The 19,023-nt window shown below is 37.0% G+C and carries 7 protein-coding genes and 1 other annotated feature; of the genes, 5 read left to right on the top strand and 2 right to left on the bottom strand.

Annotation, left to right across the window (positions count from 1 at the left end; genetic code table 11):
• Positions 1 to 945: 945 nt before the first annotated feature.
• The 3 genes from ACFVRR_RS23765 to ACFVRR_RS23755 all read left to right on the top strand — a co-directional run bounded on the left by ACFVRR_RS23765 (position 946) and on the right by ACFVRR_RS23755 (position 5,827).
• Positions 946 to 1,077, top strand: coding sequence for a hypothetical protein (locus ACFVRR_RS23765; RefSeq protein WP_387333218.1), 132 nt, complete (start codon positions 946 to 948; stop codon positions 1,075 to 1,077).
• Between the two features lie 45 nt (positions 1,078 to 1,122).
• On the top strand, positions 1,123 to 1,650 hold the full coding sequence (locus tag ACFVRR_RS23760; protein ID WP_387333216.1) for a hemoblobin-interacting domain-containing protein: 528 nt from the start codon (positions 1,123 to 1,125) through the stop codon (positions 1,648 to 1,650).
• Between the two features lie 703 nt (positions 1,651 to 2,353).
• Entirely contained in the window at positions 2,354 to 5,827 is a 3,474-nt protein-coding gene (locus tag ACFVRR_RS23755) for a S8 family serine peptidase (protein ID WP_387333214.1), read from the top strand.
• 763 nt (positions 5,828 to 6,590) lie between these two features.
• On the opposite strand, the gene ACFVRR_RS23750 is transcribed toward ACFVRR_RS23755, so the two are convergent.
• Positions 6,591 to 7,838, bottom strand: coding sequence for a glutamate-5-semialdehyde dehydrogenase (locus tag ACFVRR_RS23750; RefSeq protein ID WP_098231558.1), 1,248 nt, complete (start codon positions 7,836 to 7,838; stop codon positions 6,591 to 6,593).
• A gap of 166 nt (positions 7,839 to 8,004) precedes the next feature.
• A complete protein-coding gene (gene proB, locus ACFVRR_RS23745) occupies positions 8,005 to 9,108 on the bottom strand; it encodes a glutamate 5-kinase (RefSeq protein WP_387333212.1) in 1,104 nt (367 codons plus the stop codon).
• A gap of 103 nt (positions 9,109 to 9,211) precedes the next feature.
• Positions 9,212 to 9,424 (bottom strand) — a binding site (T-box leader).
• Positions 9,425 to 9,653: 229 nt separating this feature from the next.
• On the opposite strand from proB, the gene proC reads away from it, so the two are divergent.
• A complete protein-coding gene (proC, locus tag ACFVRR_RS23740) occupies positions 9,654 to 10,475 on the top strand; it encodes a pyrroline-5-carboxylate reductase (protein ID WP_387333209.1) in 822 nt (273 codons plus the stop codon).
• 356 nt (positions 10,476 to 10,831) lie between these two features.
• Positions 10,832 to 18,901, top strand: coding sequence for a glycoside hydrolase family 94 protein (locus ACFVRR_RS23735; protein ID WP_387333207.1), 8,070 nt, complete (start codon positions 10,832 to 10,834; stop codon positions 18,899 to 18,901).
• Positions 18,902 to 19,023: the final 122 nt, after the last annotated feature.

The following is a 19,023-nucleotide window of genomic DNA, read 5'->3' as shown; positions in this document are numbered from 1 at the left end:
GTCCCCATAAAAAAACACCCCTTATGTAATATAGTTTACTATACGACATAAAAGGTGTTTTTTCTCGTGTCCCACATAAAGGGTTCACTATAAATGGGGGTGGCTTTTCTCCATATTCGGAAAATAAGATGCCTATAAGGCTTTTTTTTGTTTAAGTGTAAAAATCTGTTGAATCATTTTGATGTAAGAACATTTGAGAAATCCCCTTTTAAATATTTAATTGTGGATATAAGTGTTAGGATGTATCGACCCGTATTTTGTTTCGTTCGTATAACAGAGCGATATAACTTGCAATTAAATCCAAAGCCGTAATATTTAATAAGGTCTATTATGTAATTTGATATACAATATGGCTCATTTTTTGTTACATTTCTCGAATCAAATGCAGAAATTCCTTTGTTTGACTTTTCGGTTTCACTATTTTTCAAATTCCAACAAATTCCCGGGAAATAACTGAAATTCTGAATAGATATCGACAAAGTTAGAAGATTCTAAATAACTATTTGTTTTTGCTGATAGAAAGTAGATATACTTTAGAATTCAAAAACGCCAATAAAACGTAAACTCAACAGCAACTCGTGTATTGTCAATTCCATACTGCACATGTTGAGTGTGTGGCGCAACTCGTAATAAAATAAGGCAGCAGCCCTTTTGGGCGCTGCCATTTTTCTTATAATAAAGAATCACATCTGCTGCTTATTTATTCTTATCAGCTATGTTAGTTGACATCAAATGCTCGTTTTTCTGTATAGAATGTCCTCTAATAATAATTAGCACCTAATACAAAATTAATATGGCAGGGACTAGCTTTAATTTTTTTAGGGATTTCAATGCCATGCTGGTTGACTTCCGAAAGTATAGGGATAGAAAAAATGATAGCAGAGCCATTCAATTAAGAAAGCAGCATTTAGAATTATTTTACATATAGGTAATGTAAATGGGTCTATGAGTATACAAACAACAACTGATTCTGCCATTGAAATGCCAATGATCGAGAAACTAGATGCAGCTGGAAAAGGTACAGGTCATTATGTTGGACAATGGATTGTTCCAAAGAACATTGTATTAAACGGTTGACAGATTGAGGTTCTAGTCGAGGATAATAATGGAAATAAAATGACCATGTTGACTAAAGGAAGATTGTATGTTACTTCAAAAGTAGTAAAACCAGTACAAGTAGTGAAAACAGCACCAATATTATCGGCAGACAAAAAAGATAACAATGTAGGAAAAACAATCAACATAACCTTCAAAGACAATGCAAATTGGAGAAACTCAATAACAGACATAGCAGTAAACGGAAAATCAATAAAAGGAAATTACCAGGTAGTTAAAGGAAACATAATTATAAACGGAAAAGTATTTACAAAGGCTCAATCCTATAAGATCGTAATAAAAGCAAAGGATTATAAAGATGCACAAGTAACTCAGGTTATTATTCCGGTAGTAAAATCAGCACCAACATTAGCAGCAGACAAAAAAGATAACAAAGTAGGAAAATCAATCAACATAACCTTCAAAGACAATTCAAAATGGAGAAGCTCAATAATAAGCAGAAAAGTATTTACAAAGGCTCAATCCTATAAGATCGTAATAAAAGCAAAAGGTTACAAAGATGCACAAGTAACACAGGTTATTATTAAAAAATAACTAAACTAAAAGGTGCTGTGGCGCAACTCATTTAAAAGAAGGCATCTACCATTTGGACTTGTCTTTATCTAGTAGACACTAATAAAAAAGGTATTTTAAGCAGCCTTAGCCCAGATTCGATCAGGTTAAGGCTATTTAATTTTTTTGAAATCTCGTATTTATGTAGTACCAAATCAAAAATAACGTTTTCTGCGTTTTCAACTTGTTTTTGATTGGTAAATTGATATCGAAAAAAGCAATCTGTTTAAAAAATAGCTAAAGAATTTCAAGGGATTATATTATTGGCCGGGCGCTTATGCTCGGTAATTTTTTCTTTTTTCCTTTTTTTAAATCATTTCTTCATTGGATAAATTGCCACCTTAACAAAGATGTTCACCAAAATGTAAAAACTATCCATTTTGACAATTGTTTTAACATTTTCTTAAAAAAAATAGTTTTTTATTCCTATTATTAGTTGAATATTAGAAATTTTCATAAAAAATGTTAAAAATTGGGGTAATTTAGATAGGACTTATGTAATAAAATACCCAATAAATTACAAAATGAGGGTAACTTTTGCATTAAAAAAAGCAAGGAAATTCAGTAAATACGTGTCCTTTAGTAGAATATTATTTTCAAAAAAATCCCCCAATTTACAAATATTGCGAATATTCATATTATTAAATAGGTAATGATAGTACATAAAAAGGGGAGAGATTTTGGATTGAATAAGTGGAAGAAAGTGCCTTTTAAAGTAATGACAACTGCAATGCTTAGTTTGATGATGTTATCCAGTGTAGTATCAGCTGAAGCTCAAGACGAAAGTTCAAATGAAACCGTCAGCTTAAAAGATATTCACCAGAGTTTATTTGCTGACCAGCAACAAGAATCCGAAGATGTTAGTAATGATCCAATGGATTACCAAAACGTCCGTAAAAACAATAGTCAACTATTCTCGCCAGACCAAGACGTCCGTGTGATTGTTGAGCTTAATACTCCAGTTGATGATACTAGTACTTCATTTGAAAAGGTCCAAGATCAAGTAATCGATAAACTACCAAAAGGTCAGTCCAAAGAAGTTCGCCATCGATTCCATGAAGGTTTTAATGGTTTCTCTATGGAAGCAAAATTCAAAGACTTAAAAGACATTCAAAAAATTGATGGTGTCAAACGTATCCATATCGCTCGCACTTACACGGCTACAGGTGATGAAAGCAAAAGCTTAGTGCAAGCGCAGAGAGTATGGCAATCCATGGGTTACGAAGGTGAAGGAATGCTAGTGGCTGTTGTTGACTCTGGTGTCGACTATAAGCACACGGATATGACCTTAACTGACAAAGGGATGGCTCAAGAGAAGTTAACTTCTTCAGCAATTGGTGCTAAACTTGCTTCAACCGAAGCAAATGATATTTGGTATTCTGACAAAGTTCCAACTGGTTATGACTGGGCCGATAATGATAACGATGTTTTCCCTGCTACTAATCCACACGGCATGCACGTTTCAGGGATCATTTCCGCAAATGGTAATGAAGCATTAAACGGAGTAAAAGGAATCGCTCCAGGAGCACAGATTTTGGCTGAGAAAGTATTTTCTGATAAAGGCGGCGGTGCTAAAGAAGATGATATCATTGCTGGCATTCAGCACGCGGTAGAAATGGGCGCGGATGTTATTAACATGAGCTTAGGTTCTGATGCAGGTCCGGTAAGTGAAACGGAAGATCCGGTTCAAAAAGCAATCCGTCAAGCAACCGAGCAAGGTGTGTTAGTTGTGGTAGCAGGTGGAAATGCTTCCTATAGCACAAAGAACAATATCATGATGAGTTCATTATTGCCATATGCAGACAATCCAGATGTTGGAACAGTTGGTTCACCTGGTGTCAGCCCGTTTGCTTTGTCTGTTGCCTCTTATGAAAACAATAATATGCATATGAATTCACTACATTCATCTGATGGAACAGAACTTACTTATCAAGATCAGACTTACTCTGGATTTGTATTGGGAGACAAGCTCGATCCGAATAAAGAATACGAAGTGGTTTATGGAGTAGAAGGAAAAGACACAGACATCAAAAACATGAACTTAACTGGAAAGATCATGATTTGCCAGCCTAAGACCACATATGCAAATTGGTCTTATGTTCAAAACTCTGCTAAGGCTAAAGGGGCTGTGGCAACAATTTTCGTTCCACCGACTGTGATGAAAGATTATCCGCAAATCCAGTTATATTCGGGGTCTATTCCAGTTATTTCGACAAGCAAAGATGCTGGTCAAAATATGATTGCTAAACTTCAAGTAGGTCAAAAACTTACGGTAAAATTATCAAATGGAACATGGATCGATAATCCGCTTAAGAACACGGTTTCTTACTTCTCTTCATGGGGAACGCCAGAAAACCTTGATTTCAAGCCAGAAATCACGGGTGTAGGTGGACAAATCTATTCAACAATTCCAAATAATAAATACCAAGTTATGAGCGGAACATCTATGGCAACTCCTCAAGTAGCAGGAGGAGCGGCTTTATTAATGGAATCCATGAGAAACAAAGGCTTGGCAAAAAATGAAGAAACAGCATTGTTAGCTAAACTGGCATTAATGAATACTGCAAATATTATTGCAGACCCTAGAACTGATAACAAACTTCCGTATTCTCCACGCATGCAAGGTTCTGGCTTAATGGAGATAAAAAATGCGATTAACACGCCAGTATTACTGCGCAACAAACGTGCACCACTTGAGCAAGCAGGAAGTGTAGCACTACACGAAATCGGAGATACACATTTTAATATGAAGCTTGAAATGCAAGCATTAGAAGGTAAAGATGTTCCAGATTCAATGGAATACAAAGTGGTAGTAGATGTGTTAACGGACGAAAGAACACATGCGTCTTATGACTTGGGCGCGTTTGGTTTTGCTCCAAGAGAAAATGATTACAATACAACGAAGATGACGCGAATTGAAGGAGCAGACGTTCATGTGAATGGCGGAGATGCGATTACGATTAAGCGCGGCAAGCAAAAAGAATTAAGCATTGATGTACAGCTTCCAGAAACTATGAAGAAAAACACATTCGTAGAAGGATTCGTTCGCTTGGTACCAACATCAGGTAATAAGAGCGACAAAGTCGTTCCGTTATCAATGCCATACATGGGCTTCTACGGTAAATGGGATGAGCCCAAAAACATCGACCCTTCTCCAGAGAAAAACGATGCGTTCTTAGGTTATACCACTCTTTGGGATGATATCTCTGACTCACCATTAGCACTAGATCCAGTGACACATAAATATACTGCAGGCCGTGTTGGTGTTTCACCATATTCCATTAATGAGGGTGTCATTCCGTCTTTCACAGTGCTACGTAACTTATCAAGTCTTGAGGCATATATTGTTGACAAAGATGGAAACCAAGTGAAATACTTAGGAGACTTTAACGAATTTGGTGGGGCGATAAATCGAAAAAATATTATGAGCTCTAGTGGTTCGTACTACAGTTTTGATGTGCCTGCATATTATTGGAAAGCTGAAGACGAAAATGGAAATGATGTTCCTGACGGCGATTACAAATACGTGTTACGTTCAACGCTTGATTTTGCAGGTGCAAGACCGCAAACAACTGAAATTCCAGTCAAAGTGGATTCCCAAGCGCCACATGCGTCAAACATTAACGTGACTCCAACTGCAGATGGAAAATTCCAAATTTCGTTTGATGTAAAAGATAACGAAGGTGGAGTTGGATTTGCTCAAGCCGTTGTTTACTTAGATGGAAGCGGAGCTGGTAGTGTCTTAAAGCCAGGATCAACGAGCATGATCGTAAGGAAAGCTCCAAAAAGCATTGTCGTTATGGCAGAAGACGCTGCTTACAACGAAGGCTACACGGTATGGGGTGATTCTTCAAACATCAACCCAGGCACGTTGATTCAGTATCTGACTGTTCAAAACTACACGAAAGTGAACGAAAACAGTCCAGCTAAAGTAATAGCTTTCTCTGATAATAAACTTCAATGGAAATTCTATATTAAGGATGCAAACGGAAATGTTGTGTTTACAAAAGAATATCCGCGCGAAGATGAAGTCCGATTCACATGGGCGCCAGGTTCGGAAATACCAAATGGAACTTATACGCTTTATGCAGATGGACAGAATAAAGAAGGATTTAAAGTAACAAAAGTAGCGACACAAAAGATTATCGTTTCACATTAATACGTGAATGAAAAAGAAACCAAATCCCATTTGGTTTCTTTTTCTATAATTCAATTAATCTTTTAATGAAAGAAATTTCAGCTCTTTTTACTCACAAGCACCCATGTGTTGCCACATACAATCTGCACATGTTGAGTGTGTGGCGCAACTCATTTTAAAAGAAGGCAACTAACCCTTGTGGTTGTTGCCTATTCTTGTTCTTCGAAAGGATTAACAAAGTTGTAATGAATACGTAGATTACCTTCAATGCTACAGGTTATTTTATTCACCAAAGAGTGCAAGATTTGAGGAGTTAAATCATTTAGTAATGAAACGTCTTTAAGCTTTTTTCCTAAATCAATTGCATAGTTCTCACTTTCGCACTCTTCAAGCTTTTCTTGATACTCAATCTTGGCTGTTTCGAGTTCAGCTACTTCCTGGTCTATCTGCTTTCTATATTCAACCAGTTCTTCTCGAGATATAATTTGGTCAGCATATGATAACTTCCGTTACGAGCTAATCTAGAAAAGGATGACATATTAGTTTTATAATCTTGTAGGATTACTTCTACAAATATTTTTATCCATCAGGATTTGAATTTTAATATCAAGTTTATTAATCTTTGCAACATAATCTTAACCAGAATTAATCATCTGTCTAGATGCAAAGTGCCGAAAAAAAGTGAAGAAAACAAAAAATAACTCTAAAATCAACTTTTCTTGTATATTTTGGAGTTACTTGACGTTTATGTTCATAATAAGGATTTGCCTCTTTCCCTAATTCCTTATCTCCGAATTTGTCCATTTCCACGAATCACGTATTTTGTAGAAGTCAATGCAGGAAGTCCCATTGGCCCCCTTACATGTAGCTTTTGCGTACTGATGCCGATTTCTGCACCAAAGCCGAATTCAAAACCATCAGTAAAGCGAGTCGAAGCATTATGGTAGAGCGCCGCGGCATCTACGGACGTGAAAAACTTGTTCACACTTTCTTCCCTTTCTGTAATAATCGCTTCGGAATGCATGGATCCATAAGTATTGATGTGGTTAATAGCTTCTTCAACAGAGGAGACCATTTTGACTGCCAGCGTGAGAGACAAAAATTCAGTTCCCCAGTCTTCTTCTGAAGCAGGTACAATAGAAGAATCGATAGCCAGTGCCTTCTTATCTCCACGTAGCTCTACTCCTTTTTCCTTTAAGGAAGAAAAGAGCTCGGTACCAAATCGGTGCGCCCACTCCTCATGAAGTATAATTGTTTCAATTGCATTACATACAGATGGTCGCTGTGTTTTTGCATTTATAATAATATCAAATGCCATCTGTTTATCCGCTGTTTCATCAATGAAAATGTGACAATTTCCCGCACCTGTTTCCAATACAGGAACAGACGCTTCTCTCACTACAGTATCTATTAGCTGTTTGCCACCTCTTGGGATAAGAACATCCAAATACTCATTTAATGTAAACAGCTGCTTTGCACTATATCGTGACGTATCTTCAATGAGCTGTACGCTTTCTGGAGGCAAGCTCGTTTGTTTAAGAGCTCGGTGAATGACAGCTACGATGGCTTTGTTAGAATAAGTAGCGGAAGAACTGCCACGCAAGATCACTGCGTTTCCTGTTTTCAAGCAAATTGTAGCCGCATCCACAGTTACATTCGGTCGCGCTTCGTAAATCATCCCCACAACACCTAGTGGCACACGCATTTCTTGAATAGATAATCCATTCGGTCTTTCCCATGTGGTTACACATTCTCCAACAGGATCACGCAAATCAATTAGCTGCCGGATACCCTCTGTCATATCAATAATGCGCTGTTCATTCAGCGTAAGGCGGTCAAGTATAGAAGCAGACATTCCTTTTGCTTTACCTACTTCAATATCTCTTTTGTTCTCCTCCAAAATATAGGGTGTTTCTATTATCAATTGATCCGCAATCGCAGCAAGTGCCTTGTTTTTTTGAACTGTGGATTTGAGAACAAGTTCTCCAGCTATCTTTTTCGCTTTTTGTCCCTTTTCTAATACTTCATTCATCTTCATTTCCTCCTTTTAAAGATTCAAAATATAAAAACTTGAGGCATGTTTAACTTTGACAACTTGGAACGATCATCCAAGACTCTTCTACATAGATATTAGGTGAATCAATCAAATTTAGGACGGAGGATTCCGCCCTCTTCACTTGAACGGATCCTCTCTATTCTTAAAATGAAACCCAATTATCCCTATGAATGACTTCATAGCTATGTCTTACGCCTTGAGCCTGAATGACGTGACTCTGCATCCCTTTTATATCCTGTAGTTCCTCTGCACTATATCTACACTGACCTTTCCCTATCAAGAGTCCTTGTTGTGTGATGACCTCCACAACTTCGCCCGCTCGAAAGAACCCAGACACATTAGTAACACCAGCAGGAAGAAGACTTTTTCCATGATGAATGATGGCAGAGGCTGCCCCAGCATCTACTTCAATTTGTCCACTAACAAGCGAATGTAGCGCGATCCATTGCTTGTTCATCTTAATCACTTTTTGAGGAACATTACCGATATACGTTCCATCACCTTTACCTTTCAAAACATCTAAAAACTTCTCCTGTCCACGTCCTGTTCCGATAAATACACTCACTCCAAGAGATAGTGCCGTCTTTGCAGCATCGATTTTTGATCTCATACCGCCAGTCCCAAGTTTTGAGCCCGCATCTTCAGCAAGAGAAGCAATTTCTTCCGTAACCTCAGGGAGGAAATAATACTTTTTCGCGTCCGCATTTTTCTGAGGGTTTTGGTCATATAAACCGTTCACATCCGTAAAAATCATGAGCATATCCGCCGAAACAAGCCCACTCACTAAAGCTGACAGCATATCATTATCACCAAAAGTCAGCTCCTCTAAAGAAATTGAATCATTTTCATTGATTATTGGAAGAGAGGAACGATTTAGTAGCTCTCCTAAAGTGGCATATGCATTACTGTATTGATCTTTTCTAGAAAAATCCATTCTCGTCAGCAAAAGCTGCGCGGTAACGATACCATATTTACGGAATTCCTCCGTATACGCCTGCATTAACAGACTTTGTCCTACAGCCGCGGCAGCCTGCTTCCCTTTAATTGTTACAGGTCGACTCGGATACCCAAGAGCAGAAAAACCTGCAGCAATTGCCCCAGATGTAACCAGCAACACTTCATGTCCTTCCTGTTTCAATCGCGCCAAAGCAGCAACATGATCAGAAAGCTGTTCCTCAGAGATACCTCCATGATTAACTGCCAAGGAACTGCTTCCAATTTTCACGACAATTCGCTGTTTTTTCACTTTTGTCCCTCCTATTCTAAATGTGAATTTTTTTGTAAATTAAACTTCTAACATGTTATTTAGCAATAAAGAGCAAAATAAAAATGACCGCTTCGCCCTTAATAAAAAGGACGAAACGGTCATTGTTCCGCGGTACCACCTTTATTGATATAAATATATATATCCGCTTGACACCTATAACGAAGGTATACGCCTAAACTTTCGTTTAAGACTCAGGGATAGGTTCGATACTTTCTATACGAGGAATCTTTCAGCCGGTGAATTCCACTCTCTTTCGCAAGAAGTTATATGTACTAGTTCCCTTCGACGATTTTCAATTTGATTTTTATACATTATGCAATATAGTGCGTTTTTATGTCAAGAGGCATTTTTTTAAATTAAATTAATTTTCTAAATAAAACTGATTTCTATATTTTTTTATATTGCAAAAAACAATATACTCTCTTAAAATGTTTTTTTATATTGCATGGGATATTATTAATTTTTTCAGAATAATAATTTCAATCCGATATAATTTATTTTAGAAGGAGCAAAATTGAGTAAATATGGATAAACAAATTGGATTCATTGGATGCGGAAATATGGGGATAGCTATGATTGGTGGGATGATAACCAAAAATATAGTGACTTCGGATAAAATAATTTGTTCAGATTTAAACAGTACAAATTTAAAAAATGCTAGTAAAAAATATGGTATAACTACAACTACTGACAACAATGAGGTAGCTAAAAATGCTGACATTTTAATTTTATCTATCAAACCAGACCTATACTCATCAGTAATTAACGAAATAAACGAACAGATAAAAAACGATGTTATAGTCGTAACTATCGCTGCAGGAAAAAGCATTAAAAGTACTGAGGAAGCTTTTGATAAAAAGTTAAAGGTTGTAAGAGTAATGCCTAATACACCTGCTCTTGTTGGAGAAGGAATGTCTGCGTTATGTCCTAATGAAATGGTTACAGAAAAAGATTTAGAGGATATACTGAACATTTTTAATAGTTTTGGCCAAACAGAGATAGTAAACGAAAAATTAATGGATGTTGTAACATCTGTAAGTGGTTCTTCGCCAGCATATGTATATATGTTTATAGAAGCCATGGCAGATGCTGCTGTATTAGATGGTATGCCAAGAAATCAAGCATATAAATTCGCAGCTCAAGCTGTATTAGGCTCTGCAAAAATGGTACTGGAAACAGGAATACATCCAGGTGCATTGAAAGACATGGTTTGTTCTCCAGGTGGAACGACAATAGAAGCTGTAGCAATATTAGAGGAAAAAGGCTTAAGAACAGCTATCATTTCAGCTATAAAGCGTTGTACGCAAAAGTCTGTTGAACTATCCAGTCCCATAAAACATATGTAAAACAAAAAAAGGCGATTTTTTGTTGAGTTTTGAACGAACACCAACATCTATTGTGTTGTCAATTACAGTCGACACATGTAGAGTGTGTTACACAACTCGTTATAAAACTAAATAATATAAAATAAAAGGCAGCGGAAATTAATCCGTTGCCTTTTTCTTCTTTTAAGAGATTTGCCCAAACTTAAGTGTTTTAGGGTCAGTTTTTTAGATTTTCAGATTCAAAAATTTTTACTCCTTCTATCCTTTCAAAATTCATCCTTCTAGCTCCAAAAAGTTTAATCTTCATAAATAAAAAAAAAGTATTTAGGGGATATTTACCACTATGGACTATTTTTCGAGTTACATAGGAGGTTTATATGATACTTAGTAATGAACAATTAAAAGAAAGAGGACGTGAGTTTGCTTTAACTCAGGAAATTTTTGTGAACAATTTTTTAATTGTTCGTTATTGGCCAGGATTTCGAAAAGATATGGCTAATCTACATACGTTTGCAGAAAAACTGAGTAACAATAAAGTGCATTGTAGGCAACCAGCGGAAGACTGGCTCCTAGATCACATTAATTTTATAGAGACTCAAGCTCAAGAAGTGTTAAGTAAGCTACCACGGGAAACTCTACATAAACTACCAAAATTAAATTCTACTGGGATGCCAAGAATATATGCACTTTGCAATGATTACATAGAGCATGTGGGTGGTCGATATGAGGTCAACTCATTTGAAGGGTATATAAAAGCCTATCAAGAGGTATCTGTTCTAAAAGATCTAGAATGCTGGGCTTTGCCAAGTGCTATGCGAGTTACTTTAATACGCCGTTTGTCTGGAACGATGGTTGAAGTACAACGTCGTCACGAAATATGTGATTCTATTACTTCAATTCTTGAAAAAATAACAAAGTTATCAGACGATAAAATTCGAAATTTATTGGATAGAGAAGCACGTGAAAAACCGTTTGGACCAATTGAGATTGTACATTTAGTGAGACATTTGAGCGAATTGGAACCAAATATGCATATCGTTCATGACTGGCTTGCAGCTCACATAGAGAATAGTGAATCTAGCCTTGAGCAGATAGTTTCGTTTGAGAACCAATTACAAGCGGACTTGCAAGTAAGTTGTGGGAATCTAGTTCAAAGCTTACATAAGTTAGAGCGACAGCCATGGAGATTAACATTTACAAAAATTTCACATCTAGAACAATTTTTACTCTCTGATCCATCAACTATCGATTATAAAAGTTTAGATTTAGACAGTCGAGACATAATTCGTGGACGTGTTGCAGAGATTGCAAACCAGTTAAAAGTACCAGAAATGTTAGTAGCTGAGACAGCACTACATCTGGCCAAATCGAAAATAGTAGAGCCAGATCAATCAAATGTAATGCCGAGAAAGGCTTATATTGATTATTATTTATTTGATGCCCAAGGAAACATAGAAATACGTAAAGCACTTTTGAAGAAAGCTAGACCACGTATACTTCCACAAATATCTTTACGAAAACAACCATTGTATTTGTATTTATCAACTGTAGCTTTATTGTTTATAGGAATATTGTTTCTCTCTGGTGGATGGATAACAGCTGGGGCATTCTTTCGACCTTTATCGTGGATAGCGATAATAGTAGCTCTTATATTACCTGTTAGTGAGTGGGCTATAACGATTGCCCATAAATTAATTTGTCGATATAGTCGCACTACAAAACTTTTAAGGTTTGATTATTCAGAAGAACTTCCGGAAGATGCGAGTACAATGGTCGTTATTCCAGTTATATGGTCAAGCACCAAAGATGTAGATGAAGTAGTGGATCAACTTTTAGTTCATTATCTTGCAAATCGTCAAAAAAATATTTATTTCGGTATTTTAGGTGATTTTACGGATGCGTTGACTGAATCAAAAGCTGAAGATCATGAACTATTGACATATGTTACTTCAAGGATCGATGCATTGTGTAAGGAATATGGGGAAGATAAATTTTTCTTATTTCACAGATCCCGCCTTTACAATCCAACAGACAATCTTTATATGGGATGGGAGAGGAAACGTGGAAAAATAGTAGAGTTTGTTGAGTTATTGTCTGGTAGTGATAATTCTAGTTTTACAACAATTCATGGAGATAAAGATATATTAAGGAAGATTCGATATGTATTTACAATAGACCAAGATACCCAATTACCAATTGGTGTTGTTGGCCGAATGGCTGGTACCATTCATTACCCGTATAATCGACCTCGATTAAATGCAGATGAAACACGCGTAATTGAAGGTTTCGGATTATTACAACCACGAGTAGGCGTGAGTTTTGACTCAACACAAAAGTCTCGCTTTACTTCTTTATGGGCAGGGGAGCCAGGAATTGACCCGTATTCTTTTGCCGTATCAAACGTATACCAAGATTTGTTTGGTCATGCAATTTTTGTGGGTAAAGGTATTTTTGATGTAGAATCATTTCAAAAAACCTTGGTAAATCGAATACCGGATAACCATGTACTTAGTCATGATCTACTAGAGGGTGGGTTTCTTCGAGCAGGACTAACTTCTGATATTGAAGTTGTTGAGTCGTATCCGAGTTCCTTTTATTCATTCCAACGTCGAGAGCATAGATGGATCCGAGGAGATTGGCAACTTATCAAATGGTTAGGAAATAATTGTGTAGATCGTAATGGTGAGAATAAACGAGTTGATTTATGTGGATTAACACGATGGCAAATTATTGATAATTTGCGCCGCAGTCTACTTGCACCAGCTCTTTTACTAATAGCCTTACTAGGATTTAGTGTATTACCGGGTAAAGCTTGGGTTTGGGAAACAATCGTACTTTTAACTGTTTTTCTTCCCTTTCTTTTTTCACTTTTACAAGGTGCGATTGGGAGAGGAAGCATTCGTGCAATAAAGATTAATTTTATGCAGAATCTGGTTAAATTTGTAACATTGCCGTTTACATCGGTTCTTGTAGTAGATGCTACTTTACGAACTCTTTACCGGCTATACATTAGCCGACGTAATTTGCTAGAGTGGGTTACGTTTGCTAAGACTAGTAACAATCCTGCTTCAAAAAGAGTCTTTATGTACGAGTCTATTGGATATGCAGTAATTATATTGTTTGGTATATTGGTATGGTTTTCCAAAGGTACTTTAAATCACATATTTGGTACTGTGGAACTAATTATGTGGTTTTTAGCAAGGCCAATCATACAGCAATTTAATCGACCGTTAAAAGTTGAAAGTAGAGTTTGGTTGGATAAAGCACGTGATGAATTAAAGGAATTAGCATTTCAAATTTGGTCGTTCTATGAAAAATATGTTACGTCAGAAGAATCTTGGTTACCACCTGATAATGTACAGTATCTATCGAATGAAACCGTTGCCCATCGAACATCGCCAACAAATATTGGACTATATTTAACTTGTGTTGTAGCTGCTCGTGATTTAGATTTTATTGATACATCTAAAATGCTTGATCGAATCGAATTATCAATGAAAACCATTTCTAATATGGAAAAATGGAATGGACATCTACTCAACTGGTATGATACATGCTCTGCAAAGCCGCTTTCTCCTCGATATGTTTCCACTGTCGATTCAGGAAACTTTATTGCTTATATGATGGTAGTAAGACAGGCTCTAATAGAATGGAAAAAGAGAGAAGAAGAATTTCAATCTCGTATTGAAAATATTATTATTGAAATTAATCAACTCATTGAACTGACAGATTTCAGATCCCTATATAACAATGATGAACGCTTGTTTAGCCTTGGTTATCACGTTGACTCAAATCATAAAGATACGATTCTATACGATTTACTTGCTTCAGAAGCTAGGCAAGCAAGTTTCGTAGGAATTGCACTTGGCCAGATTCCCGTTTCTCACTGGTTTACACTTGCTCGTACTATGACAATTATTAATAAGAAAAAGACACTTTTGTCATGGTCGGGAACAATGTTTGAGTACATGATGCCAAGCTTGATTATGCGGACATTTAAAAATACCATTTGGGAATCAACTTATCGAGGAGCTATTTATCGTCAACGTCAATATGCAGATAAATATCAACTCCCGTTTGGTATATCAGAAAGCGGATATTACGCGTTTGATTATCAATTAAATTATCAATATCGTGCATTCGGTGTTCCAGGGCTTGGACTTGAACGAGGTTTAGAGCGAAATCTGGTGTTAGCACCTTATGCAACCATTATGGCTATTCCATATGCAGGTGATGATGCTCTTTTGGCCCTTCAAAAATTTAAAGAATATGGTGCAAAAGGTGAATATGGATTTTATGAAGCTGTTGATTTTACAAAAGCTAGAATGCCTAAGGGGCAAGATTATAAAGTAATACAAAGCTTTATGGCACACCATCAAGGTATGAGCATGTTAACCCTTGTCAATTTATTGACTGATGATATTATGGTAAACCGATTCCACCATGATCCACGAGTTTGTGCAGCGGACTTGCTACTCCAAGAAAGAGTGCCAGTAAAAGCAGCATTAATTGAAAAACCAATAGGAATTGATGCAAAAGCTCCTGAATTTGATGGTAATTTGGATGACACTGAACGTACCTTTACAGGGCCAAGCTCCATTCCAGAGGTTAATGTTTTGTCAAATGGACAATTAACTAGTGTAAACGCGAACGATGGAACAGGCATGATTTTATGGAATGGGTTAGCTGTCACAAGATGGAAAGAAGATCCTGTATCAGGAACTTCTGGGCCAATTATTTTTATTCATGATGTCAACTCTGAAGAAACTTGGAGTACATCAGGTTTCCCGTATGAGACAACGATGGATATGAAAACACAATTTCGTTTTGACAAAACTACTTATGAAGGAACGAAAGAAGGGATATCTTATAAACTTGATTTGACGATATCTTCTGAGATTGACGCAGAAATACGACGACTTCAAGTAGTTAACAATAGTAGTGAAAAACGTACATTAGAAGTAACATCTTTCTTAGAGTTAGCGCTGGCAAGTCAGTCTGCAGATAGTGCACACCCAGCATTTAGTAAGCTTTTTATTGAAACTAGCTTCGATAAAAATGCACAATGTTTGCTAGCTAAGCGTCGTCCACGAGAGGATGAGGAAGATGAAATTTGGGCAGTTCACTCAATTTTTGTAGATAGACGTGAGAAAGGCGATTACGAATTTGAAACAGATCGGGCAGAATTTATAGGACGTGGTAATACGCTTGAAACACCAAAAGGTATATACTCACATCTAAAAGGTTCAACAGGTTCCGTTGTTGACCCGGCGTTTTCAATGAGGCGTTCATTACAATTGGGAACTAATGAGACCGCTACTATTTATTTTGTTACTGGTGTTACAAAAAGTCGTGAACAAGCGGTTGAAATTATACAGCGCTTTAGTGATTCTAAACAAGTTGATCGAGCATTCCATTTGGCTTGGGTACGATCACAAATTGATCTTAGACATATGCATTTAACACCTAAGCAAGCTACTGATGCAAATGTGTTGGCGGGAAGACTTCTATTTAACCCACCGTTAACAAAAATTCGTAGTGAGGCAATTTCACACAATACATTGGGACAATCTTCTTTATGGCCTCTTGGTATTAGTGGGGACACGCCAATTATCTTAGTTTCCATCAAAAAAGAGTCTGATTTGCCCTTTGTTACTCTTTTAGCTTGTCAGCATCAATATTTAGTGAAGATGGGGTTAGCTATTGATTTAGTGGTGTTAGATGAGACAATTGGCAATTATCAGGATCAGTTCATGAGGACTTTAAATGAAAATCTTATTTCTCGTGGAATCTATCACATGAATCGAATTGTTGTATTGAAGTCAACCCAGTTGTCAGAGGATGAAAGAAATTTACTCTTAGCTGTTGCCCGAGTAGTATTGAAAGCCGGAGGGCCAAGTTTACGTGCACAATTACGTCTATTAGAAAAAGATTTACATCCAATACGGAAAATCAAGGCTTCAAAACAAATACACCACGAGAAGCAAGCGATTAGTATCCCTATTGGTGAATTTTTTAATGGTAGGGGCAGTTTTATCGATGATGGCCATGCGTATCAAATGATTGTAAAAAACGGAGAGCATTTACCTAGACCATGGAGTAATGTAATCTCTAATCCAAGATTTGGATGCTTATTAACTGAATTAGGTACTGGATATAGTTGGTGGCGAAATTCCCGTGAATGTAAACTTACGCCTTGGAATAATGATCCGGTCCTTGATCCTCCTGGTGAATGTCTTTATATAAGAGATCTTGGAACGAATCAAGTTTGGTCAGCTACTCAAAAACCTGCGGGTGGTGATCGAACATATAAGGTTATACATGGTAGGGGGTATAGTAGTTTCGAACAACTTGATGGAGATGTAGTTTCTACTATGGATACAACTGTTCCGTTAGATGATCCGTTGAAAATTATTAGACTTCGATTATTTAATAAAAGTGATGAATTAAAGAAGATAGCCATAACGTATTATGCTGAATGGGTTCTAGGGGTACTTAGAGAGGCTCAGGCACCATTCATTGTTACAGAATGGAATTTAGACAATAGTACACTACTTGCACAAAACAAGTACCAAGAAAAGTTTCGTGACGCGATTGGTTTTATACATATTGCGCTTCCAGAAACGATAGCGAAATCTCATCATACGTATTCTTGGACGAGTGACCGTACAGAATTTATTGGGCGGGGCAATACATTAGAGTGTCCAAAAGCATTATTAGAAGAAACACTTAACAAGAAAACTGGTGTGTTTTCAAATTCTTGTGGGGCCGTACAAACTGTTATCGAACTTCCAGCTAACGAAGAAGTGACGATTAGCATATTGCTTGGTTGTGCAGCTTCCAAACAAGAAGCGTGTTCACTAGTACAGCAATACGGAAGGCCTTCTGCGTATGAAGAAACATTTTCAAACGTTAAAAAGTACTGGGAGAGTACTCTTGGACAAGTGAAAGTTAAAACACCTGATCGAGCGATGGATATAATGATGAATGGGTGGCTTCTGTACCAAGCACTTAGTTGCCGATTATGGGCTCGCACTGCTTTTTATCAGGCAGGAGGCGCATTTGGTTATAGGGATCAATTGCAAGATTCACTAGCTTTTTTACATGTTGATTCAACAATATTAAAAAACCAAATACTCATAAACGCAGCGCATCAGTACCTTGAAGGTGATGTTCAACATTGGTGGCATGAAGAAACTCACAAAGGAATTCGAACGATGTTTTCTGACGATTTACTGTGGCTACCATATGCTGTTTCACGTTACATAGAACAGACAGAAGACCTCGAAATTCTCCAACAAGAGGTACCATTTTTGTATAGTGAAGTGCTAAAAGAAGGAGAATTGGAGCGCTATGAGGATACTGTTGTGTCTGATGAGAAGGGGTCAGTGCTAGAACATTGTCTACGTGCGATTAAACATTCTTTGAAGTTTGGTGAACATGGTATTCCATTAATGGGAATAGGTGACTGGAATGATGGAATGAGTCGGATTGGTGCTAAGGGACGTGGGGAAAGTGTTTGGCTAGGTTGGTTTTTATTAGATATTTTAAAGAGGTTTTTGAAATTTGAAGAGGGTATCCTTTCACAAGATATTGTAAAGCAATTTGAACATGAAGTAGCTCAATTGGAAATAAACATGAATAAAAATGCTTGGGATGGTACTTGGTTCCGTCGTGCATTTACTGACGCAGGAACATGGCTTGGCTCAATGGAGAATATAGAGTGCCGAATTGATGCTATCGCTCAGTCTTGGTCAGTTATTTCTAACGGGACACCAATCGATCGTCAGGAAAGAGCAATGCGCTCATTTGATCGTGAACTTGTAGATCGAGATTTGAATCTGGCACGTTTACTAACAAAAGCATTTGATAAAACATATCCAAGTCCGGGGTATATACAAGGCTACCCACCTGGAATTCGAGAAAATGGTGGGCAATATACTCATGGAGTTATTTGGGGAATTGTAGCTTGGGCAATCTTAGATCGTCGTGATAAGGCATTTAATCTGTTCTCTATTTTAAACCCAATCTCACATACAAAAAATATTCGTGATATTAAAACATATGGAAATGAACCATATGTAATGTCGGCCGATGTCTACACAGCAAATCCACATGAAGGACGTGGAGGTTGGTCATGGTATACAGGTGCTTCTGGTTGGATGTACCAAGCAGGTCTAGAATATATTTTGGGAATCAAGTGTAGAGGAAACCGTTTATATATACAACCTTGTGTTCCTATAGAGTGGGACTCATTTAGTATTGATTACAGATATGGTGATTCGGTCTATTCAATTGAGGTTTTTTGTGGCAAAAACCAAGATGAATCAACATGGTTAGTTGATGGAAAAAAACAAGAAAATAGCGAGTACTTATTTCTCGAAAATGATGGGGAAAATCATCAAGTAGTAGTTTATGTAGGTATACAATATTCTATAGTAATATAATTGAATGTAAAAAAGGAGTGCATTTTTTAAAATGTACCCTATAGAATAGACACTTAAAAAAAGTCTACTCTATAGGGTACTTTTGTTTATAATTAAAAAAACGGGATCGGGGAAATATTAGA

This window comes from Gottfriedia sp. NPDC057948 (assembly GCF_042887255.1).
Lineage (GTDB): Bacteria > Bacillota > Bacilli > Bacillales > Bacillaceae_G > Gottfriedia.
The sequence above is the reverse complement of the archived record's forward strand: the minus strand, read 5'-3'. Positions and strand labels throughout refer to the sequence as shown.